Annotated in this window: 19 protein-coding genes and 1 tRNA gene; 9 read left to right on the top strand and 11 right to left on the bottom strand. The window is 62.6% G+C overall.

The window, feature by feature from the left end; translation table 11 throughout:
- Positions 1-30: 30 nt before the first annotated feature.
- Together I6N89_RS20800 and tgt are read right to left on the bottom strand one after the other, a co-directional pair.
- Complete coding sequence (locus I6N89_RS20800) at positions 31-1125, bottom strand: alkene reductase (RefSeq protein ID WP_207020340.1); 1095 nt, start codon at positions 1123-1125, stop codon at positions 31-33.
- Positions 1126-1291: 166 nt separating this feature from the next.
- Positions 1292-2419, bottom strand: a complete 1128-nt coding sequence (tgt, locus tag I6N89_RS20795) for a tRNA guanosine(34) transglycosylase Tgt (RefSeq protein ID WP_207020339.1) — start codon at positions 2417-2419, stop codon at positions 1292-1294.
- Positions 2420-2561: 142 nt separating this feature from the next.
- Here tgt and I6N89_RS20790 point away from each other — a divergent pair, with 142 nt between their 5' ends.
- From I6N89_RS20790 to I6N89_RS20775, 4 genes are all read left to right on the top strand, one after another.
- Positions 2562-2864 carry a hypothetical protein gene (locus I6N89_RS20790; RefSeq protein ID WP_207020338.1) on the top strand — a complete coding sequence of 101 codons (303 nt, stop codon included), beginning with the start codon at positions 2562-2564 and terminating at the stop codon, positions 2862-2864.
- A 115-nt stretch (positions 2865-2979) separates the two neighbouring features.
- Positions 2980-4755 carry a glycosyltransferase family 2 protein gene (locus I6N89_RS20785; protein WP_207020337.1) on the top strand — a complete coding sequence of 592 codons (1776 nt, stop codon included), beginning with the start codon at positions 2980-2982 and terminating at the stop codon, positions 4753-4755.
- The gene (locus I6N89_RS20780) at positions 4752-5684 is read left to right on the top strand and encodes a glycosyltransferase family 2 protein (protein ID WP_207020336.1); all 933 of its coding nucleotides are present in this window, start codon (positions 4752-4754) and stop codon (positions 5682-5684) included. The genes I6N89_RS20785 and I6N89_RS20780 overlap by 4 nt, the downstream gene beginning before the upstream one ends.
- A gap of 258 nt (positions 5685-5942) precedes the next feature.
- Positions 5943-7310, top strand: coding sequence for a DEAD/DEAH box helicase (locus tag I6N89_RS20775; RefSeq protein ID WP_207020335.1), 1368 nt, complete (start codon positions 5943-5945; stop codon positions 7308-7310).
- Between the two features lie 518 nt (positions 7311-7828).
- Here the strand turns inward: I6N89_RS20775 and I6N89_RS20770 are convergent.
- From I6N89_RS20770 to purC, 5 genes are all read right to left on the bottom strand, one after another.
- A complete protein-coding gene (locus tag I6N89_RS20770; RefSeq protein ID WP_207020334.1) occupies positions 7829-9163 on the bottom strand; it encodes a sigma-54-dependent transcriptional regulator in 1335 nt (444 codons plus the stop codon).
- A 46-nt stretch (positions 9164-9209) separates the two neighbouring features.
- Positions 9210-10976 carry a sensor histidine kinase gene (locus I6N89_RS20765; RefSeq protein ID WP_207020333.1) on the bottom strand — a complete coding sequence of 589 codons (1767 nt, stop codon included), beginning with the start codon at positions 10974-10976 and terminating at the stop codon, positions 9210-9212.
- Positions 10977-11012: 36 nt separating this feature from the next.
- Entirely contained in the window at positions 11013-11681 is a 669-nt protein-coding gene (gene purQ, locus I6N89_RS20760) for a phosphoribosylformylglycinamidine synthase subunit PurQ (protein ID WP_207020332.1), read from the bottom strand.
- A 213-nt stretch (positions 11682-11894) separates the two neighbouring features.
- On the bottom strand, positions 11895-12125 hold the full coding sequence (gene purS / locus I6N89_RS20755) for a phosphoribosylformylglycinamidine synthase subunit PurS (RefSeq protein ID WP_076704100.1): 231 nt from the start codon (positions 12123-12125) through the stop codon (positions 11895-11897).
- An 87-nt stretch (positions 12126-12212) separates the two neighbouring features.
- Positions 12213-12974 (bottom strand): phosphoribosylaminoimidazolesuccinocarboxamide synthase, encoded by a 762-nt coding sequence (gene purC / locus I6N89_RS20750; RefSeq protein ID WP_207020331.1) that lies wholly within the window; start codon positions 12972-12974, stop codon positions 12213-12215.
- 159 nt (positions 12975-13133) lie between these two features.
- Here purC and I6N89_RS20745 point away from each other — a divergent pair, with 159 nt between their 5' ends.
- Complete coding sequence (locus I6N89_RS20745) at positions 13134-13448, top strand: DUF1476 domain-containing protein (RefSeq protein WP_207020330.1); 315 nt, start codon at positions 13134-13136, stop codon at positions 13446-13448.
- A 309-nt stretch (positions 13449-13757) separates the two neighbouring features.
- Here the strand turns inward: I6N89_RS20745 and I6N89_RS20740 are convergent, their stop codons facing one another.
- Positions 13758-15035, bottom strand: coding sequence for an ATP-binding protein (locus I6N89_RS20740; RefSeq protein WP_207020329.1), 1278 nt, complete (start codon positions 15033-15035; stop codon positions 13758-13760).
- A gap of 45 nt (positions 15036-15080) precedes the next feature.
- Here I6N89_RS20740 and I6N89_RS20735 point away from each other — a divergent pair, with 45 nt between their 5' ends.
- Positions 15081-15995 (top strand): MBL fold metallo-hydrolase, encoded by a 915-nt coding sequence (locus tag I6N89_RS20735; protein WP_207020328.1) that lies wholly within the window; start codon positions 15081-15083, stop codon positions 15993-15995.
- An 80-nt stretch (positions 15996-16075) separates the two neighbouring features.
- Positions 16076-16150 (top strand) — tRNA-Asn (locus I6N89_RS20730).
- A 571-nt stretch (positions 16151-16721) separates the two neighbouring features.
- Here I6N89_RS20730 and I6N89_RS20725 read toward each other — a convergent pair.
- On the bottom strand, positions 16722-16958 hold the full coding sequence (locus I6N89_RS20725) for a hypothetical protein (protein WP_207020327.1): 237 nt from the start codon (positions 16956-16958) through the stop codon (positions 16722-16724).
- A 452-nt stretch (positions 16959-17410) separates the two neighbouring features.
- Positions 17411-17815 (bottom strand): hypothetical protein, encoded by a 405-nt coding sequence (locus I6N89_RS20720; RefSeq protein ID WP_207020326.1) that lies wholly within the window; start codon positions 17813-17815, stop codon positions 17411-17413.
- 2064 nt (positions 17816-19879) lie between these two features.
- On the opposite strand from I6N89_RS20720, the gene I6N89_RS20715 reads away from it, so the two are divergent.
- Positions 19880-21241 carry an SIR2 family NAD-dependent protein deacylase gene (locus tag I6N89_RS20715; RefSeq protein ID WP_236016760.1) on the top strand — a complete coding sequence of 454 codons (1362 nt, stop codon included), beginning with the start codon at positions 19880-19882 and terminating at the stop codon, positions 21239-21241.
- Between the two features lie 487 nt (positions 21242-21728).
- On the top strand, positions 21729-22544 hold the full coding sequence (locus I6N89_RS20710; RefSeq protein WP_207020325.1) for a hypothetical protein: 816 nt from the start codon (positions 21729-21731) through the stop codon (positions 22542-22544).
- 490 nt (positions 22545-23034) lie between these two features.
- Here the strand turns inward: I6N89_RS20710 and I6N89_RS20705 are convergent, their stop codons facing one another.
- Positions 23035-24030 (bottom strand): ThiF family adenylyltransferase, encoded by a 996-nt coding sequence (locus I6N89_RS20705; protein WP_236016759.1) that lies wholly within the window; start codon positions 24028-24030, stop codon positions 23035-23037.
- Positions 24031-24212 lie beyond the last annotated feature (182 nt).

Here is a 24212-nt window from a genome sequence, read left to right as displayed (position 1 = left end):
TAGTCAACCTTGCGAGCCTGAAAACCGCGCTCAGGCGGTTTCGTCTTCCAGCGTCGGGTAGTCGACATAGCCCTTGGCGCCACCGCCATAGAACGAGTCGCGGTCGGGCTCGTTCAGCGGCGCGTCGCGGAACAGCCGGTCGACCAGATCCGGGTTGCCGATGAAGGGCCGGCCAAAGGCCACCAGATCCGCCGCACCGTCGCGCACCGCCTCGATGGCCATCGCCCGGTCATAGCCGTTATTGGCCATATACGACCCCTCGTAGAGCGCATGCAGCGCGGCAAAGCTCTGGCCCTCGGGCAGCTCGCGCGCGCCGCCGGTGGCGCCCTCGACCACATGCAGATAGGCCAGCCCATAGGCGTTGAGCTTCGGCACCACATATTCGAAATCCGCCTGCGGATCCTCGTCGGAAATGCCGTTAGCGGGGCTGAAGGGCGACAGGCGCAGCCCGGTGCGGTCGCCGCCGATCTCATCGGTCACCGCATCCAGCACTTCGAAGAGGAAACGCGCGCGGTTCTCGATGGACCCGCCATAGTCATCCTCGCGCTGGTTGGCGCCGGTCTTGAGGAACTGGTCGATGAGATAGCCGTTGGCACCGTGCACCTCGACCCCGTCGAACCCGGCCTCGATGGCGAGCGCCGCGGCATGGCGGAAATCGGCGACGGTGGCGGCGATCTCCTCGACGCTCAGCGCGCGCGGCTCGGAGGTCTTCTCGAACCCCGCCTGGGTAAAGGTCATGCTGTCGGCCGCGATGGCCGAGGGCGCCACCGGCGCCTGCCCGCCCGGTTGCAGCGAATTGTGCGAGATCCGCCCCACATGCCAGAGCTGCACGACGATCTTGCCGCCGGCCTCGTGCACCGCATCGGTGACGCGCTTCCAGCTCGCCACCTGCGCCTCGCTGTGGATGCCCGGGGTCTGGATATAGCCCTTGCCCACCGGCGAGATCTGCGTCGCCTCGGTGATCAGCAGCCCGGCACCGGCGCGCTGGCGGTAGTATTCCACATGCAGGTCGTTGACGCAGCCGGTTTCGTCATCGGCACGGTTGCGGGTGAGCGGGGCCATGACGATGCGGTTCTGCAAAGCGATCGCTCCGGCGGCAAAGGGGGTAAAGAGTGCTTCGGTCATGACTGACGTCCTTTCTTTCCGGGTCCGCGACGGGACACCACTGGGCAAGTCACCTAGGCGCTTTCTGCGCCGCCGCAATGACGCGTCCCGCCGCTTCCCGCGCTTTTCCTTCGAAAACCCGCCTTGTCGCCCATAATCCGGGCAGTTGCCACCGCGATAAGGCGTCTCAGAGCGGCGGGATATCGCCCTCGGCGCGGCCCGCATGGAAATCGGCCTCCCATTCGGCAAAGCGCCCGCCGGCGATGGCCTCGCGCATGCCGGCCATGATGTCCTGGAAATATTGCAGGTTGTGCCAGCTCAGCAGCATGCCCGAGATCATCTCCTGCGCGCGGAACACATGGTGCAGATAGGCGCGGGAATAGCTGGTGCAGGCCGGGCAGGAGCAGTTTTCGTCCAGCGGGCGCGGGTCGTCCGCGTGGCGGGCGTTCTTGATGTTCACCACGCCGTGGCGGGTAAAGACCTGCCCCGTGCGCCCGGAGCGCGTGGGCAGCACGCAATCCATCATGTCGATGCCGCGCTTGACCGCGCCGACGATATCGTCGGGCTTGCCCACCCCCATGAGATAGCGCGGCTTGTCCTGCGGCAGGAACCCGGGCGCGTAATCGAGGCACGAGAACATCGCCTCCTGCCCCTCGCCCACCGCCAGACCGCCCACCGCATAGCCGTCGAAGCCGATGGCGGTCAGCGCCTTTGCGCTTTCCTCGCGCATGTCACGCTCGAGCCCGCCCTGCATGATGCCGAAAAGCATATGCCCCGGCCGGTCGCCAAAGGCATCGCGCGAGCGCTGCGCCCATCGCATCGACAGCCGCATGCTCTCCTCGATGCGCTTGCGGTCGGCGGGCAGCGCCGGGCATTCGTCGAAGGCCATGACGATATCCGAGCCCAGCAGCCGCTGGATCTCCATCGAGCGCTCAGGCGAAAGCATGTGTTTCGAGCCGTCGATATGGCTCTTGAAGCTCACCCCCTCCTCGGTGAGCTTGCGCAGCCCGGCGAGGCTCATCACCTGAAAGCCGCCGGAATCCGTGAGGATCGGACGTTCCCAGTTCATGAACCTGTGCAGCCCCCCCAGCCGCGCGATGCGCTCGGCGGTCGGGCGCAGCATCAGATGATAGGTGTTGCCCAGCAGGATGTCGGCACCGGTGGCGCGGACATTCTCGGGCAGCATCGCCTTGACCGTCGCGGCAGTGCCCACGGGCATGAAGGCGGGCGTGCGGATCTCGCCGCGCGGGGTCGAGATCACGCCGGTGCGGGCGGCGCCATCGGTGGCGGTGAGGCTGAAGGATGTGGTGCTCATGCGCGTTCCTCTGCCGCAAAGCGCGGGCTTTGCCAAGCCCGGAGGCGGGCGGCCCGAAAATGCCGCGCATTTGAAATTTGAAGCCCGCGTTCACGTTTCAGGCGGAGTCTGAGTGTAACCGCAACCTTCGGGAGTATCCGAGATGATCCGCGTTTTCGCGCTCGCCTTCGCCGCCGCCACGCTCTTTGCCCTGCCCGCCGCCGAGGCCGGCAACGGATTTTTCGGCGGCAAACACAAGAGCCTGCAATCCAATGCCCGCAACCCCGGCCCCGGCGCCGGCTATCAGGGGCAGACCTATGTCACACCCGGCGGCTGCTCCTATTCCCGCGCGCAGGTGCCCGGCTACAAGCCGACCTGGCACCTGATCCTCAACGGCGCCGAGATCGGGCTCACCAACGCCCATCGCCGCTGCCCGACCATGCTGGGCGATTACGAACGGCTCTAACCGCATCCCAGCGAGGCGCCCGGCAACGGGCAAGGAGCGGCGCCGCTGCACCACCGCGCGATAAAGGCGCAGCGCCCGATTGCGCGGCCGCGCGCGACGCGCCACTCTCCACGCCATGAGCAGCGACAACGATAGCGGCGGCAAGCGCCCGACCTGGCCCGGCGGGATCGCCGCCGTGCTGACCCAGATGGAGGGACGGCGCGACGCCCTCGCCTATGCCGAGACCGAGGCGCCACCCGCCGCCGATCTCGACCTCGCGTCGCTGGCCGCGCGGATCGTCACCGATCCCGATGACGACCCAGCCGAGGCGCCGCCCTTCCGCTCCTCCTATCACCGCAAGCGCCACGCGCTGCGCAAGGAACTGACCGGCGAAAGCGAGCTGGTGTTTCTGAACGCACTCCTCGTCGCGCATCTGCGCAAGCGCGACTTCCCCGCGCATATCCCCGCGCTGTTCCAGCGGCTCTGGGCGGAACAGGGCCCGCATCTGCTGGATCACCTCAACCAGCGCTGGCTGGTCTCTGCCATCACCACCTTCGGCGATCACGGCACCACCCCCACGCAGCGCTCTGTCGGGCTGGCGCTCACCGTGCTCTTCGGCACGATGAAGCTCTACGAGAGCGAGCGACTCTATTCCGGGCTCAACGCCGACCGGCCCTTTCCACTTGACCAGAAGGCGCGCGGCCCGCTGCCGATGGAGATGGACGCCTATGCCATCGCCAATGGCGGGCTCGACGTGAACATGATCGGGCGGCTCTGGACCGAGGCCGAGGACGATCCGGTGATCCGCCCCCTCGCCCATCACCTGCTGGATCTGCTGATCCATGACGAGCGCACGCTGTTCCGCCGCCTCATGACCATGCGCGCCCGCAAATCCCGCTCCGATGCGCGCAAGGCGCCTGCAACGCCCACGCGCGGCGACAACCCCGCACCGGTGCCCGCGGCGCAGCGCGGCCTTACGCAAGATACCCTCAACTGGGGCCTCGTCTCGACCATCCGGGCGCCGCTGCCGCAGATCGCCCGTTTCGCCGCGCATCACATCGAGCTGGGCGCCGAGGCGCTGCATATCTATCTCGACGCGCCCGAGGCCGAGACCGTGGCCTTTCTCTCGCGCCACCCAAGCATCCACATCACCCAATGCGACGCCGCCTATTGGCAGGCCAGTGGCAAGCCGCGCATGGAGGCGCACCAACTGCGCCAGGCGCATAACGCCACCCGCGCCCTGCGCGAGACCGCCGACAGCCTGCACTGGCTCGGCCATATCGACGTCGACGAGTTCCTGCTGCCCGACCGCCCCGTGTCCGGGATCCTCGCCGATATCTCTCCCCGCCACGCGCTGGCCCGCATCGCCCCCGCCGAGGCGCTGGCGCGAGACGACGGCCCACCGCAGCATTTCAAGCTGACCCACCGCCAGGCCGGCCAGCCGAAAGCGGTGTTGCAGGAGATCTACCCCACCTTCGGGCTGCATCTCTATGGCGGGTTTCTCAGCCACAGCTCGGGCAAGGTCTTTGCCCGCACCGGCATTCCCGACACCCGCCTCGGCATCCACACGCTGAAATATCGCGGCGAGGAGGCCAGCAACCGCGCCAAGCCCGCCGATATCCACCTCGCGCATCTGCACGCGCCGAGCTGGGAACATTTCCTCACCCATCTCGCCTTTCGCCGCGACAAGGGCTCTTACCGCGCGCGCTCCTCCCGGCCCGAGATGGGTCAGGCCGATCTTATCGGGTTTCTCGCCGAGGAAGAGGGCGAGGCCGGGCTGCGGCTGCTCTTTGACGAGGTCTGCGCCGATACGCCGGAGCTGCGCGAAAAACTCGCCGCGCATGACATGCTGCTGAGCCGCGATTTCGATCCCGACGCCGCCGTGGCGCGGGTCTTTGGGGCGCGGCCATGATCCGCTGGGGCACCGTCACCACCACCAATGCCGCCCTGCCCGAGATCCTCGACTTCGCCGCCTGGCATCTCGAGCTCGGCGCGCACCGGATCTATCTCTATCTCGACGCCGACATGCCCGAGGCGCAGGCGGTGCTTTCCGCCCATCCCAGGCTGCGGGTCTTTCGCACCGATGCCGCCTGGTGGGAAAAGCGCAACGGCCGTCCGAAGAAACATCAGGTGCGTCAGGGCGCCAATGCCCGCCACGCCAACAACCGCAAGCCGGAGGTGGACTGGCTCGCCCATATCGACACCGACGAGTTCCTGCTGCCCGCCCGACCGCTGGCCGAGCAGCTCGCCGCCCTGCCCGAGACCTGCCTCTGCGCCAGGGTGAGGCCCGTCGAGGCGCTGGCCACCGCCCCGGGCGAAGAGGTGGCCTTCAAGGCCTTCCATCTCGATCAGAGCACCCGCCAGCGCGCCGCCGAGGCCTGCTTTGCCGAATGGGGCCGGCATCTCTCGGGCGGGTTCCTCAGCCATGTGGCCGGCAAGCTGTTCTTCCGCCCCGGCACCAAGGGTTTGCAGATCAGGATCCACAATGTGCAGCTCGACGGCGTGTCGAACCCCGGCGAAGAGCCGCTGCCCGAGACCGAGCTGGGCCATTTCCACGCCGCAGACTGGGGGCATTTCCTGCGCCTCTACCGTTTCCGAATGGCGCAGGGCTCCTACCGGGCCGAGCTGAAACCGCAGGTCCGCCAGAGCGGCGCGGTCAACCTGCATGATCTCTTTGCGATGATCGAGGCAGAGGGCGGCGAGACGGCGCTGCGGCGCTTCTACGAAGAGGTCTGCACCGCGACGCCGGCGCTGATAGAACGGCTCGCGGCGCATGGGTTGCTGCGGCGCCGGCGCATGGATTTGCCCGCGCTGCGGGCACGGCACTTCCCCGGTCACTGACCGAGTCCGGGGAAACTGTCTCGGATGCGGAAACAAAACCCGAAGATTGGCACCGAATTCGGGACAAACTGGCGCAATTGTCCCTCAAACCCCACTGATTTCCTGCCAAAACAGCGCCACGATTGACCTTTACCCGGTGATTCCGGTACAAGCCGCCGCATCGGGATCGTATATGCACGAACCGCAGGGCCAACCGGGCCCGATCCCAGACCAGATGCGCGGGCCCAGTTTCAGTGTCCGCACCCAAATCGGACACCTATGACAAAGTTTTCTGACCTCAACCTGAACCCGAAAGTCCTGAAAGCCATCGAGGAGGCGGGCTACGAAACCCCGACCCCGATCCAGGCCGGCGCGATCCCCTCGGCGCTGGAGGGCAAGGACGTGCTGGGTATCGCCCAGACCGGCACCGGCAAGACCGCCAGCTTTACCCTGCCGATGATCACCCTGCTCGCCCGCGGCCGCGCCCGCGCGCGGATGCCGCGCAGCCTGGTGCTCTGCCCGACCCGCGAACTGGCCGCGCAGGTGGCCGAGAATTTCGACATCTACGCCAAGCATGTGAAGCTGACCAAAGCGCTGCTCATCGGCGGCGTCAGTTTCAAGGAACAGGACGCGCTGATCGACAAGGGCGTCGATGTTCTGATCGCAACGCCGGGCCGGCTGCTCGACCATTTCGAGCGCGGCAAGCTGCTGCTCACCGGCGTGCAGATCATGGTGGTGGACGAGGCCGACCGCATGCTCGACATGGGGTTCATCCCCGACATCGAGCGCATCTTCTCGCTGACGCCCTTCACCCGCCAGACGCTGTTCTTCTCCGCCACCATGGCGCCGGAGATCGAGCGCATCACCAACACCTTCCTCTCCGCCCCCGCGCGGATCGAGGTCGCCCGTCAGGCCACCGCCTCGGAAACGATCGAACAGGGCGCGGTGTTTTTCAAGGCGTCGCGCCGCGACCGCGAGGGCAGCGAAAAGCGCCGGGTGCTGCGCGATCTGATCGAGCGTGAGGGCGAGGCCTGCACGAATGCCATCGTCTTCTGCAACCGCAAGGTCGACGTGGATGTGGTGGCGAAATCGCTGAAGAAATACGGCTATAACGCCGAGCCGATCCATGGCGATCTGGACCAGAGCCAGCGCATGAAGACGCTGGACGGCTTCCGTGACGGCTCCATCCGGCTGCTGATCGCCTCGGATGTGGCGGCGCGCGGGCTCGACGTGCCCAGCGTCAGCCATGTGTTCAATTTCGACGTGCCGAGTCATGCCGAGGACTATGTGCACCGCATCGGCCGCACCGGCCGCGCCGGGCGCGAGGGCAAAGCCTTTACCATTGTCGTGCCGAAGGACGAAAAGAACTTCGAAGACGTGGAAAAGCTGCTCCAGAAAGAGATCCCGCGCGTCGAGCTGCCGAACATGCCCAAGCCCAAAGCTGCCGCCGAGGAAGACAAGGCTGAGGCCCCGGCGCCCGAACAGACCGAAAAGAAGAGCACCCGCTCGCGGTCGCGTAAATCCGACAAGCCGGCGCAGGAGAAATCCTCGCGGCGCTCGGACCGGAACGACAACAACGTGGTGGGGATGGGCGATCACATGCCCGAATTCATCGCGCTGAGCTTCGAGGAACGCCGCGCCAGCTGAGGCCGGCGCTCCATAGGGTGCGGGCCCGGCAGCAGTCCTTGCCGGCCCAAGCCCGGCACTCCTGCACATCCCTGCATTCATTCTCGGGCGCATCGCGCCGCCCGGCTCGGTGGTTTTGACGATTGTCGCTAAGGCGCGCGGGCGTTGACCGGCGCCTTACCGCCTTGATCTCCAGGATGGGGAGCATCCCACAGACCCCGACCGCTGAGGCCCCGGAACAGGTCCGGGGCTGGGCGCGCACTGTCTGTAGGGTGGGCAATCTGCCCACCGCGCGCTTTGGGCACTCAGTAGACGCGCTTGCCGCGCAGCAGGTGGGACAGCATGCCGTTCCTCGCCGGCAGGAAGCAGCAGGCGAGGACGAAGCGGAACGGGTCGATGATCATCATGGCGAAGATCTCTCTGAAAACGGATCGCGGCGGCGGGCCGGAACGAACCCGGCCCGGCCTGGCCCATACGCTAGAGATCCCCGGAATCGATTCCGTGACGGTTCCGGCACATTCCTGCGACAGCGCGCGCCGTCAGATGTAGTCGGCGCGCTGAAGCCCGTATTTCGCCATCTTCTCGTTGAGCGTGCGGCGCGGCAGGCAAAGCTCGTCCATCACCGCCGAGATCGAGCCCTTGTGCCGCCGCATTGTGTTGTCGATCAGCATGCGCTCGAACGCCTCGACATATTCCTTCAGCGGCTTGCCCTCGGTGGTCATCACCGGCTGCATCTCCTCGTGGTCGCTCATCAGCAGCGAGGCGATGGTGCCCTGCCCGCGCCGCGATTGCAGCACCGCGCGTTCGGCAAGGTTGATGAGCTGGCGCACATTGCCCGGCCAGGGCGCCTGCAAAAGCTGCGCCGCCTCCTGCGCCGAGACCTTGGGCGCGTCGCAGCCGTATTCGTCGGCATATTGCTCTGAGAGCCGGGTGAAGAGCGTCAGGATGTCCTCGCCGCGCGCGCGCAGCGGCGGCACGGTAATCTTGAGCGCCGCGAGGCGGAAATAGAGATCCGGGCGCAGCTTGCTTTCGCAGGTATTGCCCTCGTCCTGAAGGTTGCAGATCGCCACGATCCGGGTTTCCGGCGGCGTGCCCTGATCGTTGATCACCGAAAGCAGCCGCGCCTGGGCGGAATCCGACAGCGCCTCGATATCCTCCAGCACCAGCGTACCGCCGCGCGCCTCCTCGATGGCCGGCAGCCGCGTCTCGTCGGGCTGCATCGGGCCGAAGAGCCGCCGCATCAGCGCGTCCTCGTCCATCGCCGCGCAGGAAATCAGCACGAATTTCTTGCCGGCGCGCGAGCCCACCGCATGCAGCGCATGGGCGATCAGCGTTTTGCCGGTGCCGGTCTCGCCGTCGATCAGCACATGGCCGTCGGCCTGGCCCAGATCCAGCACATCCTCGCGCAGCCGTTCCATCGCCGGGCTCTGGCCGATGAGCTTGGACATGAGCTGCGAGCCATCCGAGAGCTCCTTGCGCAGCGCCCGGTTATCGAGCGTCAGCCGGCGCGCATTGGTGGCCTTCTTGGCCAGCTCCGACATGCGGTCGGGGTTAAAGGGCTTTTCGAGGAAGTCGAAAGCGCCGATGCGCATCGCCTCCACCGCCATCGGCACATCGCCATGGCCGGTGATCATGATCACCGGCAGCGCGCTGTCATTGCCCATCAGCTTTTTCAGGAACTGGATTCCGTCCATCCCCGGCATCTTGATATCCGAGATCACGATCCCTGGGTAATCGGCGCCGAGCGCACCCAGCGCCTCCTCGGCGCTGGCATAGGTCTCGGTATCGTATCCCGACAGCGCCAGCCACTGGCTGATCGATTGGCGCATGTCTTTCTCATCGTCGACGATGGCGATTTTCATGGCTTTTGTCATTTTGGTCTTTCGCCTTTTTCTTCTGCCTTCGGCTTGTCCCGCCGGGCTATTCCGCAGCCTGCGGGCTTTCATTCAAGATAGGTAGCTGCATCTCGAAAACAGCCCCACCCTCGGCACCGTTCCGTGCCGTCAGTCTTCCGCCCAGATCCGCAACGATGCCAGAGCTGATCGCCAGCCCCAGACCGGTGCCGTCGCCGGGCTGCTTGGTGGTGTAGAACGGCTCGAAGAGCGCGTCGAAATCCTCGATCCCGTGGCCGTTGTCGCGCACCGAAAGCGTCGCCGTCTCACCCGAGGCCAGGAGGATCTCGATCTCGGGATTGGCCACCGATTTGGTCGCGTCGAGCGCGTTGCGCAGCAGATTCACCAGCACCTGCTCGATGCGCATCCGGTCGCCCATCACCCGCACCGGCGTGTCCGGCAGAATCTTGGAGATGCGCACCCGCCGCGCCTTGAGCTGCGGCTCCATCATCGACAGCGCCGAGGCCAGCGCCTCGCCCATATCCACAGGGCTGAGCTGATCCTGCCCCTTGCGGGCATAGCTCTTGAGCTGGCGAGTGATGGCGCCCATGCGCTCGATCAGATCGTCGATGCGGTGAAAGGCGGTCATCGCCTCCTCGGGCCGGTTGCGGCGCAACAGCAGCCGCGCGCCGGCGAGATAGGTCTTCATCGCCGCCAGCGGCTGGTTCAGCTCGTGGCTCACAGCCGCCGACATCTCGCCCAGGGCAGCGAGCTTGGAGCTCTGCTCCAGCGTCTGCTCGGCGGAGGCCAGATCCTTCTGCACCTTCTCGCGCTCGGCGATCTCGCGCTGGAGCCTTGCGTTCAGTCGCCGCAGCTCTGCCGATTCCCGCTGAAAGAGCGCCATGCGCAATGCTGTCTTGCGGCTAAGCGCGTAGAACGCCAGCGCCGCGAGCAGTGCAAAGCCCATGATTTCCAGCGCCAGCACCGCGTTCACCTTTTCGCGCACCGAGGCATAGGTGGTGAAGGTCGCCATGGTCCAGCCGCGGAACGGGATGCGCCCGTCGACCCGCATCACCGCCTCGCCGCGCAGATAGGCGTCGGGCGGCAGCGCGGTCCAGTCGGCGGTGGCCTTGATGGCGCGCTCAATGGCGCTTTCCGGGGATTGCCGGACCAGCGCCTCCTCCATGGTGCGACCGCGCCAGCGCGGCTCGGTCGCGAGAATGATCGTGCCCTCGGAATTCAGCACCGACACCGCATCGGTGATCCCCGCCCAGGCGCGTTCGAATTTGGCAAGATCGACCTCGACCACGATCACCCCGATCACCGTGTTCTGGCTCTCCACCCGGCGGCTATAGGTAAAGGAATAGCCCCCCGCCTCGCGCTGCTGGGTGGTAAAGACCGTGGTGTTCGAACGCAGCGCATCGACGAAATGCGGCGCATTGCGGTGCTGCTCGCCCAGGCGGTTGCGGTCGGTCGCGGCCACCGTGCGCCCGTCGCGGTCGAGCAGCATCAGAGAGGCGGCGCCAATCTCGTCCACATAGGAAATCAGGCGCTGCGTGGACTGGCTGAAATCGGCGGAGTTGAGCGCCCCGATCAGCGCCGGGTCGCGGGCCAGCAGCTGCGGCACGATGGCGTTGCGGCGCAGCTCCGACAGGATATTGCCGGAATAGAGCGCCAGCCGCAGCTCGGCCCGGTTGCGGGTGGATTCGGTGAAGCGGTCGGTGAGCAGCACATTGGTGACCCAGACCGTACTCACCGCCAGCACAATGAGCAGGACAAGCGCCAGCCTGACCCGCCAGCTCAGCGGGTCCGAGCGCCGGCTGCGCCGCTTGGATGGTGTGACCGTCTCCGACATGGGGCCAGAGTACGCGGGCGGGCTCAGGCGCTCAAGTCAGGCCTCGGCCAGCACATCGGTCAGATGGGCGAAAAGACGCGCACCGTCCTCGTTTCCCTGGGCCGGCTCGCAGGCGCGCTCCGGATGCGGCATCATCCCCAGCACCCGGCGGTTGGCCGAGAGGATGCCCGCGATGTCGCGATCGGCGCCATTGGGGTTGTCGGTATAGCGGAAGGCGACGCGGCCCTCGCCTTCGAGCATGTCCAGCGTCGTGGCGTCTGCGGTGTAATTGCCGTCATGATGCGCAATGGGGATGCGGATCGTCTCGCCGGCCTCGTAGCCGCGGGTAAAGACCGACTGGCTCTCGGCCACGCTCAGCCCGACCGTGCGGCAGATATATTTCAGATTGGCGTTGCGCAGCAGCGCGCCGGGCAGGATCTTGGTCTCGGTCAGCACCTGAAAGCCGTTGCAGATGCCCAGCACATAACCGCCGCGCTCCGCATGCGCCTTGACCTCGTGGCAGATCGGCGAGTTCGCCGCGATTGCGCCGCAGCGCAGGTAATCGCCAAAGGAAAAGCCGCCGGGAATGCCGACGATGTCGATGCCCTCGGGCAGCGCCGTGTCCTTGTGCCAGACCATCTGCACATCGAGCCCCGCCTTGCGGAACCCCTCGGCGAGATCGCGGTCGCAATTGGATCCGGGGAAGACGATTACGGCGGCTTTCATGGGCGCACTCCCTCTCCCGCGCGCGGCGGGTGGCATCACTGGTGGCGGCCCTCCGGAGGAGCGCCCGCCGGTTCCGCCCCGACCCGCCACTGTCAGGCGGCGCTGCGGGACGATATCGGGCTCATAGCCGCGTTTTGCCGCGCGATCAATCGCGCCGCGACGAGGCCTCGCGCTTTCCCGGCCGGGCGGCCCCGCCCTGCCCTCTTAAAGGGCTCAGAGCAGCTCCACGCGATAGCTCTCGATCACCGTATTGGCGAGCAGCTTCTCGCACATCTCGGTCACATCCGCCTCACTGGTGCCCTCGGCCAGATCGAGCTCGATCACCTTGCCCTGACGTACGCCGCCGACCGCATCGAAGCCCATGCCGTGCAGAGCGTGTTTCACCGCCTCGCCCTGCGGGTCGAGCACGCCGTCCTTGAGCATCACATGCACCCGTGCCTTCATGGCGTCCACTCCGTTCGCTGCGAAGGGCCCGGCCCTTCATCTTTCTTCAAATACTCACACGCGGCGCCCGCCCGGGGGCACGGCGCCTCAGTTGATGAGCTTCGGCTTGGCCACATGGGTGGCCTGCTTGGGCATCACGCCCAGCCGTTTGGCCACCTCGGTATAGGCATCGGTCAGCGAGCCCAGATCGCGGCGGAACACGTCCTTGTCGAGCTTCTGCCCGCTCTCGATATCCCACAGCCGCATGCTGTCGGGCGAGATCTCGTCGGCCACGATCAGGCGCTGGAAATCGCCGTCATAGACCCGGCCGATCTCGATCTTGAAATCGACGAGCTTGATGCCGACGCCGTACATCAGCCCCGAAAGGTAATCGTTGACCCGCAGCGCCAGGCTCAGGATGTCGTCCATGTCCTGCTGGCTGGCCCAGCCGAAGGCCGCGATATGCTCCTCGGTGACCAGAGGATCGCCCAGCTTGTCGTCCTTGTAGCAATATTCCACGATCGGGCGCGGCAGCGGCGTGCCCTCCTCGATCCCCAGCCGCGACGCCAGCGAGCCGGCGGCGAAGTTGCGCACGATGATCTCCAGCGGCACGATCTCGCAGGCGCGCACCAGCTGCTCGCGCATGTTCAGCCGCTTGAGGAAATGCGTCGGCACACCGATATTGTTCAGCCCGGTCATGAAGAACTCGGACAGGCGGTTGTTCAGCACGCCCTTGCCCTCGATCACGTCCTTCTTCTGGGCGTTGAAGGCGGTGGCATCGTCCTTGAAATACTGAACGATGGTCCCGGGTTCGGGGCCTTCGTAGAGAATCTTCGCCTTGCCTTCATAGATCTTCTTGCGGCGTGCCATGGGAATCCTTTCACCGGGCCGGGCGGGGATCGCGCCCGCGTCCTGCGAGGCCCTATAAATCATGCCTTGCCCCGTCGCAAGCGGACGCTTGGGGTTGCGCCGGCGGCTGGGTGTGGAATATTAAATCTGACGATTGTTTTAGCGGGGGGAGCCGGCGCCATGTCCACGTTTGAAGAGCGCGAGAAAGCGTTTGAATCCAAGTTTGCCCATGACGAGGAGATGGCATTCCGGGCCGAAGCCCGCTGCAACAAGCTGCTAGGGCTCTGGGCGGCGGAGCTGCTGGGCAAAGGCGGCACCGAGGCAGAGGCATATGCCCGCGAGGTGATCAAGGCCGATTTCGAAGAGGCAGGCCACGAGGATGTCGTGCGCAAGCTCGCCGCCGATCTGGTCGGCAAGACCGATGCCGCGGCGATCCGCGTCAAGCGCGCCGAGCTGCTGATCGAGGCCAAGGGCCAGATCCTGCTCGAAGGCTGAACCAGTCCACACGATACGATACCACCCAAACGCGCCCGGCTCCGGGCGCGTTTTTTCCTGTCCCGTCCCCGGGGCCCTACGAGAAGCGGCCGCAAAGGCGCGAGGAGCGGCGCCCCGCCGGGGCAACGGCCCCGGCAAAGGCAGCCCAGAACGCGACTCAGTCCGCCGCGCTCCGCGAGAGAGAGACGCGTCGGGCCGGGGCTTCGCCCGGACCGGCTCGCCAAGCCTCACCGGTCCTCGGTGCCGCGACCGGGCGGCAATCCGGCGATTTCATGACCATCTCACGCAATTCGGGATAAATTCGCCGTATCAGCGCGCGATAACGATATCGGCGCGCAACCCGCCCAGCGTCTCGCTCTGCCCAAGCCGCAGCACCCCGCCATGCGCCCGCGCGATATCCGCCGCGATCGCGAGGCCCAGCCCCACACCCGGCCCCTTGTCCTGATTGCGTGCCGGATCCAGCCGCACGAAGGGGCGCAACGCCTCCTCGCGCCGCTCCGGCGGGATCCCCGGCCCGTCATCCTCCACCCGCAGCCTCAGGCTCTTGTCGGTCAGCGTCGCCGATACCTCGCAGCGTGTGCCGTAACGCACCGCATTGCCGATCAGGTTCTCCAGCGCCCGCCGCATCGCCGCCGGTTTCAGCGACACCTCCCCCGCCCCGTCGAGCTGCGCCACACTCACCGCACGCCCCGAGCGTTGCGCGTCGGCGACGATGGTCTCGACCAGCGCCAGCGGATCGACGGGCTCTGCTGCCCCCGCATGGGCATCGCCGCGCGCGAAATCGAGAAACGCGTCGATGAGCTGCTGCATGTCCTCCACATCGCGCTCCAGCGGCTCGCGCTCGGCATCGTCGAGCATCGACAGCCCCAGCCGCAGCCGCGTCAGCGGCGTGCGCAGATCGTGGCTCACCCCCGAAAGCATCATGGTGCGCTGCTCGATCTGCCGCTCGATGCGGTTGCGCATGTCGAGAAAGGCATGCCCCGCCGCCCGCACCTCCACCGCCCCGGCGGGCGAATACGGCGCGTGGCGGCCCCGGCCAAACGCCTCCGCCGCCTGCGCCAGCCGGGTGATCGGACGCAGCTGGTTGCGCAGATACAGGAACGCGATCACCGTCATCACCACGCCGAACACCATCATATTGACAAAAAGCTGATGCGCATTGGTCGGCGAGGCCCGGCGCCGCGCAAGGCTCACTTCATACAGCGTATCTCCCGCGCGTACATATAGCATGACATCGTTGTCGTCGGGCAGCATCACCCGTTCGAGCCCGGTCACGAAGCGCTTCAAGGTCCGCGTCACCACGAGGCCGGAGAAATCGTACCAGCGCCGCGCGTCCGCCTCGGGCAACGCCGCCTCGGATACGCTGCGCAGATCCAGCGCCAGCGGCGCCGCCAGCTCCGGCTGCGCCACCGCGAGGTCGATCTCGCGCGACAGATCCCGACTCATCTGGCGCGAGACATCCTCGAAATGCCGCTGCACAAAGACCACCGAAACCACCAGTTGCAGCGTCACCACCGGCAACAGCAGGATCAGCGCGGCCCGTCCGTAAAGCCCGCGCGGCATATAGCGTTTGAGCCACTGGAACATCTTGCGCTACCTCTGGTGACGATTGCCCACAGAAAGCCCCGAAAGATGCAGGACCCGCAACCGGATTTTCGCCCCCGCCCCGGCCAGCCCGAGGAGCTCGCCCCCGGCCTGCGCCGGATCCTGGCGCCCAACCCCTCGCCGATGACCTACCGCGGCACCAACAGCTATCTGCTGGGCACGCGCGGCCTCGCGGTGATCGACCCGGGCCCCGACGACCCCGCCCATCTCGACGCGCTGCTGGCGGCGCTGCGCCCGGGCCAGCGCATTACTCATATCCTCGTCACCCATGCCCATATCGACCATTCGCCCCTCGCCCGCCCGCTCTCCGAGGCCACCGGCGCACCGGTCCTGGCCTTCGGTGACGCCACCGCCGGCCGCTCCGAGGCGATGCAGGCGCTGGCGGAAAGCGGCATGATGGGCGGCGGCGAAGGCGTCGATGCGGGCTTTGCCCCCGACGAGATCCTTGCCGACGGCGCGCGTGTCGCGGGCGACGGCTGGACACTCGACGCGCTGCACACGCCGGGCCATTTCGGCAATCACCTGGCCTTCGCCTGGGAGGATGCGCTGTTCTGCGGCGATCTTGTGATGGGCTGGGCCTCGTCGCTGGTCTCGCCGCCCGATGGCGATCTCACTGATTTCATGGCCTCGCTGGCGCGTCTGTCCGCGCATCCCTGGCGCGTGCTGCATTCCGGTCACGGCGCGCCGGTTAACGCCCCCGCCGCACGGCTCGCCGCGCTGCGCGATCACCGCCTGATGCGCGAGCGCCAGATCCTCACGGCGCTCGACGACGCCCCTGCGGATGCCGCGGCGCTGGCGGCCAGAATCTACACCGACGTGCCCCCGGCATTGCTGCCCGCCGCCGCCCGTAACGTGCTCGCCCATCTCGTCGATCTGCACGCCCGCGGCCATGCCTCCACCCCTGGGATCCTTACAGAAAACGCTGTGTTTCAAAGGGCTTGAGGCGATTTCCACAAAACCACAAGAAATGTGACAAAATCCTCTGGACGCCCCGGAATCCCGTTGCTATACGGGCGCCGTGTTCCGGCGTAGCTCAGCGGTAGAGCAGTTGACTGTTAATCAATTGGTCGTAGGTTCGATCCCTACCGCCGGAGCCAACAAACCCCTGAAATCCTTGGATTTTATGACCACCCCTTAGGGGGTGTGTCAGGGTTTTTGGCATTCTGTGCCTCCAGTGTGCGCGGAAGCCGCGGTGGCCGGTCGCAAATGCAGTTCAGTGTGCTGGCTGTCGGCGAGTTCCGTGACCCTGTTTTCCTCCTTGCCGAGCATCCCGGTGGACCGATTGCCCGCTTCCTTCATACAAAAAGGGACACCACCAAGATACTGACTTTGTTTTCTTTTATCCCCTCTTGACGAGACCGAGGAACACGCGAACCGCAGAAGGCATGTTGGTGGCATCCCACCCACAAAGCCGCCGAGACACACTCCGCGCACACAGATTTTGTGTGTGCGCGACCAGGAGCGCCTTTTGGGACCGGAAATGGTGACCCCCAGCCCCCCAAGGAGGCCGGACGCGCGGCAGAAACCGCGCCTGGTGGCCCCTCCCCAAATCCGATTCCGCACGCTCCTGGCGCGGCGACAGGAACTTGGTTCAGGGAGCCAAAGCCGCTCGCGCACAAATGCCCCACCCCCAAATTGAGGGGACTCACACATTGCCTCTTCACCCAGCTACGCCCGAAGGTCATCGACAGCATGTGCGTCATCGACGCCCATGGCCTGCTCGAGACCGAAGATGAACGCATTCATCTCCTGCACGGTCATGAAGTGGTAGGTCCGGACCCGGCCCAGCCGCCGGAGACTGGCGATGCTCTTGGTCCCGGCGTGATAGGCCGCCACGGCTTCAGAGCCATAAATAACCGACACTTCATGTGGCTTCTTGGGATCGTAGGATTTTCGCGTATTCATAAACCATCTCCTTGGTCATCTAAGGCTTGCGGCAAGCCTCGCAGTGGAGGCATCTCCAATTTGGAAGAACAAGGCGAGAGCCACCCCACCCGTTCATGCGGGGTCGCAACACACATCGTTGGCTAGGTGGGGGCTAGGTGGGGGCTAGGCCTCGGCAGCGCCCCAGAATGGCCCTAGGAGCCTCAGAGGCGGCCGTCATGCAAGTGTGGCCTCGGCCAAGTCCTCCAGGCCGCCGTAGGTGCCTCCTGCGAGGCGCAGGGATGCCGCAGCGCGACTGGCAAGCAGGCACTCCTGCGCGCTCTGGCTCTTCCAGAGTATCCAAGAAGGTTGATCCACTCAGACTTCAGCTAGGTGCCGGAGCAGGCACCTCTTGCGACGCCTAAGGAGAAGCAGACTCGGTGCCGCGACTCGCGACACCGAAGGCCTTCAGCATGCGATAGAGAGCGACTGCATCAAGTAAGACGCTCCAAATTCTTGCCAATAAGCACGGACCGCACCATTTCGTGCGGGGCGTCAGCCAAGTCAGGGAAACTCATCAGCGCTTCGAAACTTTTCGGGCTGGTCTCCTCCAAGGCGATCTCGATTATCTCAGCGACGTCGTCTACGGTCCATGAGCCATCGAAGACCGGAATCTGGCTCTCATCAATCTCGGCTTTCGTCACCACCACGGGCACCTGAGCAAAACTGTATTTGCGCTCTACGATCCAATGCCTCGGGTTTACACAAAGCAAGGTAGGACACTGTTGATACAGGCTGAACTCGTAGTCCGGCTTCTCCAGTATCTGGTAGATCAGACGTTGAACGTGAACACGCTTCCGTTGATATTTAATGATGGCGTATGGCTTATCGTATGTCACTTGCGGGTATACCCGCAGTCCTCTCACCGAATTACGCCTGATCCGAGGCTTTCCGCCATCGTGCGATCTGGTTCCGGTCCAAACCATGCACGTAGACGGTAGCATGGCGGGCTCCAAACGCCCAAGGAGGACATCCTCTAGCTTGGGAGTTTGAGTCTTTACAGCGAGCCTTTTGGCAAGCGTCTCAAATTTCAATCTTGTATCTCCTTGGGGTTCCACCTGCACCATGACGGAACGGTCACTTTCCCATAGGATCGCGACCAAAATGCAGTGCAGTCCCAATCTGCTGCAATCCAATACTTATCGCTAGACAGACTTCCGGAAATCCGATGACTCCCACCGCTCACAGTGATCCGCATAGCAAAAAAGGTAACTGTCCTCACTGTCTACTTCGAACTACTAAGAAGAACTACATTTCTTGAAATCGAAAAACTCTTTACCATGGAGAATGAACAATGAGGACAGTTACCTTTTATCGACCCCTTGTTCTTTCTATCTTCTTCTCTTCTACTTTCTGGGGAAGGGGAGAGAAAGTAAAAAAGAAAAGAAAAGAGGGTAAAATATTGATCAATATCAAGTACTTAGATGTAAATCTCGCACTCCTACAGAGCCTCTTCTTGGCAGGACAGGCAGTTTGGACACGAACCAGAACCAACTTTCGCGGCTTAATTTCACCACGGCGAAACCAAGACTAACCAAAAACAAGCTCCTTTGCGCGAAGCCGGGCGATTGATGGCGAATCCGCTCAATCCAAGAGTGTGATCAATTTTGCAAAGCGTGAACACAACAGTCGCGTGCAAACACAATTTCGCACAGATAATTCCACACGGCTCGACAAAATGTAAGCCGTAGACAAGCGAGACCGCGGAATTACGTTGCACTGCAGGCCCAGCAGGCTGGCGTGACATGGCGTACTTTACGCATGCTGCGCAGGGGACGGTAGACTGGCACAGCCGTCGCGACGCAGCCCTATGCCTACATTCTCTTGGAGAGACTGCCAGCGTTCAGTGCCTTTCACCATGGTCCGAACAAGGATAGCGCTGGAGGCTCGTCGTTCAGAACAACCGCCACCAGTCCCTACTACGGCTCGGTGGCACCGCCCCGCTGCAACTACGGCTCCGGTGACAGCGAAGGTGTTGCCAAGTCGCGCGCCTAAAGTTCGCCTCTGGTAAACTCTCCAAATTGCCCGGTTCGCGGATAAATGTAGGGTGTCGGGACCTCCCCGCCACGCGCGCAAGCGCGGGAGCTCGATCAAGACGGCAACAGCCGTCGGAACGCTGGTGATGGAAATTCAGCCCAATGGTAGATGCGCACCCATAGAGGCTCGTGCATGCCCCTGCCCCCCCCTCTGGCGCACCACGTCGCCTGACGCCGAATGGGGTGTTGCGCACCTCTCCGGCAAGATCACCTCGGCGGCCTACTCAGGTGACCCGAAGAGTTTCCCAAGCTCGACGAAGCAATACGCTGATCACCCTAAAGCCACGCGTCACTCTGCGAGCCCATCGGCAGAAGTTCAAATTTTTAAACCGCACTGGCACGAGACATAGGTCACCGCGGCCGCGACCAGCAGTCCACCGTTAGCAACAACAACCTTAAGAGGAAGCCGAACTTGCCCCACCCCACACCCCATAGACCATTTTCTTAACGGGGTTACCACTGGGCAGAACGAGCTATTCTATTACTATTCCTATAAAATTTCTGAAATTTAGGACTAACCACAATTAACCGGCGCCCCGTCGAACCGAGTGCCATAGAGTCCGATAGCGGGTCCTTATCGGTCAGGCGCGGCATGTTGGACTGCAACGGCGCAAGGGGCGGAGAGCGGTCGTACGCTACACCAAGCATGAGTGTCCGTAAACCGTCGAAAGCACGGTTAGCAAAGTCATTGCCGCCGGGGGTGATAATCTCCCGACAGCCTTGCTCTGTGTTTGACAATATAGCGACGTGCTGCAAAAATCAGATTTGGCGCTGACCAAATGACCTCTGCCACGATATGCATCACTCATTAAAGTACTGATATCCTGCGCCCATCCGCATCACCTCAAGAAATTGAAGGGCCGAAGTTTGACTGAAATTAAACCCGCTGCCGTGCCGAGCTACTCTCAGCGTATGGATGCAAAAATTAGAGACGTTCTGCTTGAGTTTGAATGCCAGCCGATACTGTTCATGGGGAGCGGGATTCCCAAGCGATACTTTGAGGCGCCAAGCTGGCTGGAACTTTTGAGGATAGTTCTGGATGGAATGCCAGGACATCACGGAAAATTCGAGTACTACTATCAAAAACACTCTGGTGATCCGATCGCAATAGGGTCAGAGTTGTCGGACTTGGTTTTTGAGTGGGCGTGGGGTGCAGGACAAGCCTCATTTCCAGAAGCATTATTTGAATCCGGCATGAGCAAGGATTGCTTCCTGAAAAGCTTGGTCTGCGAGCACCTTTCCAACGTAACTCCCGGGAAGCGGGAAGACTTCAGCATATTTCCAAAAGAGGTGGCTGCGCTGTCAGATATCAGGCCACATGCGATTATCACAACAAATTACGATCATTCTCTTGAAGTGATCTTTGAGGGATACGTCCCAGTGACTGGGCAGACAATAATACGATATAACACCAATAGCTTCGGGGAGATTTTTCACATCCATGGTGATGTCAGTGAGCCATCCTCTATTGTTTTGACGCGTGAGGATTATGAGGAGTGGAAAGACAAGAAGAAGTACATCTCCGCTAAGCTTTTGACCTACTTCGCAGAGCACCCCGTTTTCATTTTCGGTTATGGGCTTGGGGACCCTAACGTCAAAGAAATATTGCGAGACATCGGTGAACTGGTTGCTGACGATACTGGCCTTATCGACAATGTATATCAAGTCATCTGGGTGGAAGACCTTCCCAAGAATCCTCCTGAACAGGCGGTCTTTTCGGTCGATGGCAGGGAGTTTCGCATTAACGCAGTCTACGCGCAGAACTTCCAGTGGGTCTTCGAGGCGCTAAAGAGCCAATCAGCTTTGACATCTGTAAACCCGAAGCTAGTTCGCGCACTGGCTGCAAGAACAATGAAGCTTATTCGTCATGACATTCCCACTGGCAGTGTCGAAGTGGATTACGATGTACTTGAGAGGGTTGCGGAGCAAGATTCTGAGCTTCCTAAACTTCTTGGAATCGCGATAACTAATAATCCAAATCATACGCATCCGCTCACGATCACTCAAGTTGCCAAGCGGCTTGGATTTAATCACTGGTCTGGAGCGAATAAGCTTGTCAACAGGGTCAAGGATGAGACGGGGATAGACCTTCGGTCATCCGATAACTCATACCATTGCCAAATCAAAACCGGACCTGGGAAGAACAGCAAAGTCCGGAAATGGTCTCTCAAGAGCGTGGACTTACTTGAAAAAGTTAAGTCAAATGAAGAATACGCTATAGAGATGTGAGTGGCGGATTGAGCAGCTAATCCACTCCACTCCAACTCGGAGACAAACCGTGTCACAGCGCCATGCAAAGAAGGAGCGGGAGCTGGCTGCAGACGTCCACTTCATCGGGGTTGAATGAAAGCAACGGGCCGAAGAACAGTAGGTGATGCTTCGGCCGGCCCGGGACGAGCGCTGCAGCCTCCACGCATAGAACTCGGATTTAGCTAGAATCACCGCTGGGCGCGAAAAGAAGAAGTGACTGTAGATGAAAAGACGTGCGGATTTTAAGGTGGCAGTTAGTCGCGGCCTCGCGCGGCGAGCCGGATATCGCTGTTCGTTCCCTGGATGCGAAGCGCCCACAATCGGACCGAGCAACGAGTCCCCGACCAGCTCGGCTAACACAGGAATGGCATGTCACATATATGCCGCGTCAGACGGGCCAGCAGCACGTCGTGTCTCCTCAGAGATGTCTTCAACCGAACTTACCTCCATCGAGAACGGTATTTGGATGTGCTATCGGCATGGTAAGTTAATTGACGCTGATGATTGCACCTATACTCCGGAGCTTCTAAAGCAATGGCGCCGGATGGCCGAACGCCGTTCGGAACTACGCCACGCGCTTGGTCGAGAATTGACGCCGGACGATCTGGCCGCCGAGGCATTTGCGACGCAAACTGTTGGACTAACTTCACCAGATCTAATGCCCAGAGTTGCCGAAGTGGTCCGCGACAGCGGCATGGAAATCATTTGGGGAAAAGAGCCTGCATTGGCCATTCGAGATGCGGCGATTGAGATCGCACGGAATGCACTGACCCACGGCATGGCGACGGAAGTCGTGATCACGGTGACCGCACACAGTGTCGAGCTGTCGGATGACGGTGCGCTTTTCTCGCCAACCGACCTAGAGATGGCGGAGACCCCCCGCGGCGGCGCGCATTCAATGCTGCGACTACGTAGCAGCGCGCCGAACGTCATCGTTTCCTACATCCGCAAGGAAGATCGCAACGTAGTTACACTAACTTCGACGCAAAATCTTAATAAGGTGCTCGCAGAACATCCCTGTTCGACTACAGTCTATGGAGCGCCCTCGTCCGTGGCGGCAGCTATGACATTTATCGAAGAGCGGTCAGAGTGCGGGACGATCTTCTTGCGGCCATTTCGCGGTATCCTCTCATACAGCGACCTATTTAGCCTGAAGGCTGGCCTCACTGCGCGTGGGCTTACTGAAAGGGACATCGTTTTGGTGATGGAGGCACATTCGGAGGGGATCAGGAAATTTCTAGAACAAGAAATACCCAATGTCCGAATGATCGAGAGCCGATGAGCCGCATAACGATCATCACATCGGGCTAGACTTCGGCATTTTGTCCGTTACCCAAAGAAACCGGTTTCGATTGCATATCGAAAGCGCTCGTTCGGCGAAGGCCTTTGTAGCCCGCACCGCCAAGTTTGGCATGTCGGACTATGCCGCAGGATGCTACAGATGACCGATTTGAGGAAGCTGCGCGGCAGCGGAGCCAGCTTGGCGAAGGGCCGGGAATGACGGCGGACCTGGGGGATCTGTGTGCGCCTCGCCGCAGCGCCGCATGACCGGTTCGAGCCCAAATCGGCCGCGATTATCACAGAGGGCTTTGCACTTGCAGCGCAGAGGAGACCGTCGAGACCGACCCCAACCAGACTTTTACCGTGCTATTGGTTGCTGCACTGCAGCTTCCCAGAAGCGGATATTGACGAGCGGTGGCTAGTCCACAGCCGGTTGGTGACTTAACCTGAATCTAATTCTCAAATGACTTGAGAGTGAAGGGGTGCTCCACTCAAGTAGAGCAGGCTGGACAAGTTTTTGCTCGTTCAACGTTTTTGAATGGAACTTGGACAGTCGCTGACGGGACTACCTGAACCGTACGCAAATCATAATCGTATCGATCCAAGAAGACTTCACTTGCATGGGTCGCGGCCAATGCTGCCGCCTGCATAGATGCAGGGACAGCATAGGGAATGAATGAACCTTGCGCACAAGGCCGAATGGCTGTGCCGGTTTCTCTGGCATCCGGCTTGAGGGGATCAAAGCGCCACTCGCCCTCGAAGCGCGGCTTCAGACAGCGATAGCAAGCTCTGCCTTCTTCCCAGCGGGCAAGATAGCTTTGTGCAGCAAGGCCATTGCCAAAGAGCATGGTAAATAGCGTCGGCGGAAAGGGCTCAGCACCACCGATCCGCGTGAGCGCGAAGCCATTCAGCGCCTCAGAGAACTGCTCATCGCCCGTTGCATCGATGACCAGATCATAGCCTGCAAGGCGATCAAAAGTGCCCTGCGCCTGCGCGGCGACGGCCTCAAGCTGCGCGTCCGGAAAATCGCTTCCGAGTAGATCAGCCAATGCCACGGCCTTATTCCGCCAAAGATGGCGAGCGCCCAGGATGTGCCGCCCAAGATTTTCCGGCTTGAGATTGTCATGGTCGATAAGCAGCAACGCGGCACCTTGCCCCGCACCAAGCTGGACAAGGGCACGGGCGAGATAGCCGCCAATGGTTCCACACCCGATCATGGCCAGCCGCTTCCCCGTTAGCGGCGCGGCTCTATCGAGATTGCGCGCCGTGATTTCGTCATGGCTGGCAGGTACGCAGTGGAAGGTCTCCAAGCGCGCGCGTCCGGCCTCTTTTTTCCAAAGACCGGGCAGCGCAGACGCCCTAAATCCCCCTTGCTCCGATTTCTTGATCAGCGCAGTCTTTTCCGCGCGCAACCCGATTATCGCATTCGAAGCTGCAATGAGGAGCGAGGGTCGCTCCTTGGCCGTGCCAATGGCAAGATCGACCAATGATCGCGCGCTTCCCGTTTGAGACTGAAGCCAGTTGGTCGCGCCTTCCAGCGTAAGCGTGCCTGTAGAGCGTCAACCTCCTTGGCCGCTACCGACAACCTCCTTGGCCGGTTTTGACCGCTGCGTTCTTCGTTGATGTTACTGTGGGGTTTCCTCCTCGAGCTTGTCGCTGATGTTGTCGC

The sequence above is a fragment of the Salipiger abyssi genome, from assembly GCF_017311415.1.
GTDB lineage: Bacteria > Pseudomonadota > Alphaproteobacteria > Rhodobacterales > Rhodobacteraceae > Salipiger > Salipiger abyssi_A.
This window is presented reverse-complemented; position numbering and strand designations above follow the sequence as displayed.

Coding starts and splice junctions, on each gene's coding strand:
- I6N89_RS20735 (WP_207020328.1), top strand. CDS start 15,081: ATGCAGGACCCGCAACCGGATTTTCGCCCCCGCCCCGGCCAGCCCGAG.
- purS (WP_076704100.1), bottom strand. CDS start 12,125: ATGAAGGCACGGGTGCATGTGATGCTCAAGGACGGCGTGCTCGACCCG.
- I6N89_RS20800 (WP_207020340.1), bottom strand. CDS start 1,125: ATGACCGAAGCACTCTTTACCCCCTTTGCCGCCGGAGCGATCGCTTTG.
- tgt (WP_207020339.1), bottom strand. CDS start 2,419: ATGAGCACCACATCCTTCAGCCTCACCGCCACCGATGGCGCCGCCCGC.
- purC (WP_207020331.1), bottom strand. CDS start 12,974: ATGGCACGCCGCAAGAAGATCTATGAAGGCAAGGCGAAGATTCTCTAC.
- I6N89_RS20765 (WP_207020333.1), bottom strand. CDS start 10,976: ATGTCGGAGACGGTCACACCATCCAAGCGGCGCAGCCGGCGCTCGGAC.
- purQ (WP_207020332.1), bottom strand. CDS start 11,681: ATGAAAGCCGCCGTAATCGTCTTCCCCGGATCCAATTGCGACCGCGAT.
- I6N89_RS20745 (WP_207020330.1), top strand. CDS start 13,134: ATGTCCACGTTTGAAGAGCGCGAGAAAGCGTTTGAATCCAAGTTTGCC.
- I6N89_RS20770 (WP_207020334.1), bottom strand. CDS start 9,163: ATGACAAAAGCCATGAAAATCGCCATCGTCGACGATGAGAAAGACATG.
- I6N89_RS20785 (WP_207020337.1), top strand. CDS start 2,980: ATGAGCAGCGACAACGATAGCGGCGGCAAGCGCCCGACCTGGCCCGGC.
- I6N89_RS20790 (WP_207020338.1), top strand. CDS start 2,562: ATGATCCGCGTTTTCGCGCTCGCCTTCGCCGCCGCCACGCTCTTTGCC.
- I6N89_RS20780 (WP_207020336.1), top strand. CDS start 4,752: ATGATCCGCTGGGGCACCGTCACCACCACCAATGCCGCCCTGCCCGAG.
- I6N89_RS20725 (WP_207020327.1), bottom strand. CDS start 16,958: ATGAATACGCGAAAATCCTACGATCCCAAGAAGCCACATGAAGTGTCG.
- I6N89_RS20710 (WP_207020325.1), top strand. CDS start 21,729: ATGTGCTATCGGCATGGTAAGTTAATTGACGCTGATGATTGCACCTAT.
- I6N89_RS20740 (WP_207020329.1), bottom strand. CDS start 15,035: ATGTTCCAGTGGCTCAAACGCTATATGCCGCGCGGGCTTTACGGACGG.
- I6N89_RS20775 (WP_207020335.1), top strand. CDS start 5,943: ATGACAAAGTTTTCTGACCTCAACCTGAACCCGAAAGTCCTGAAAGCC.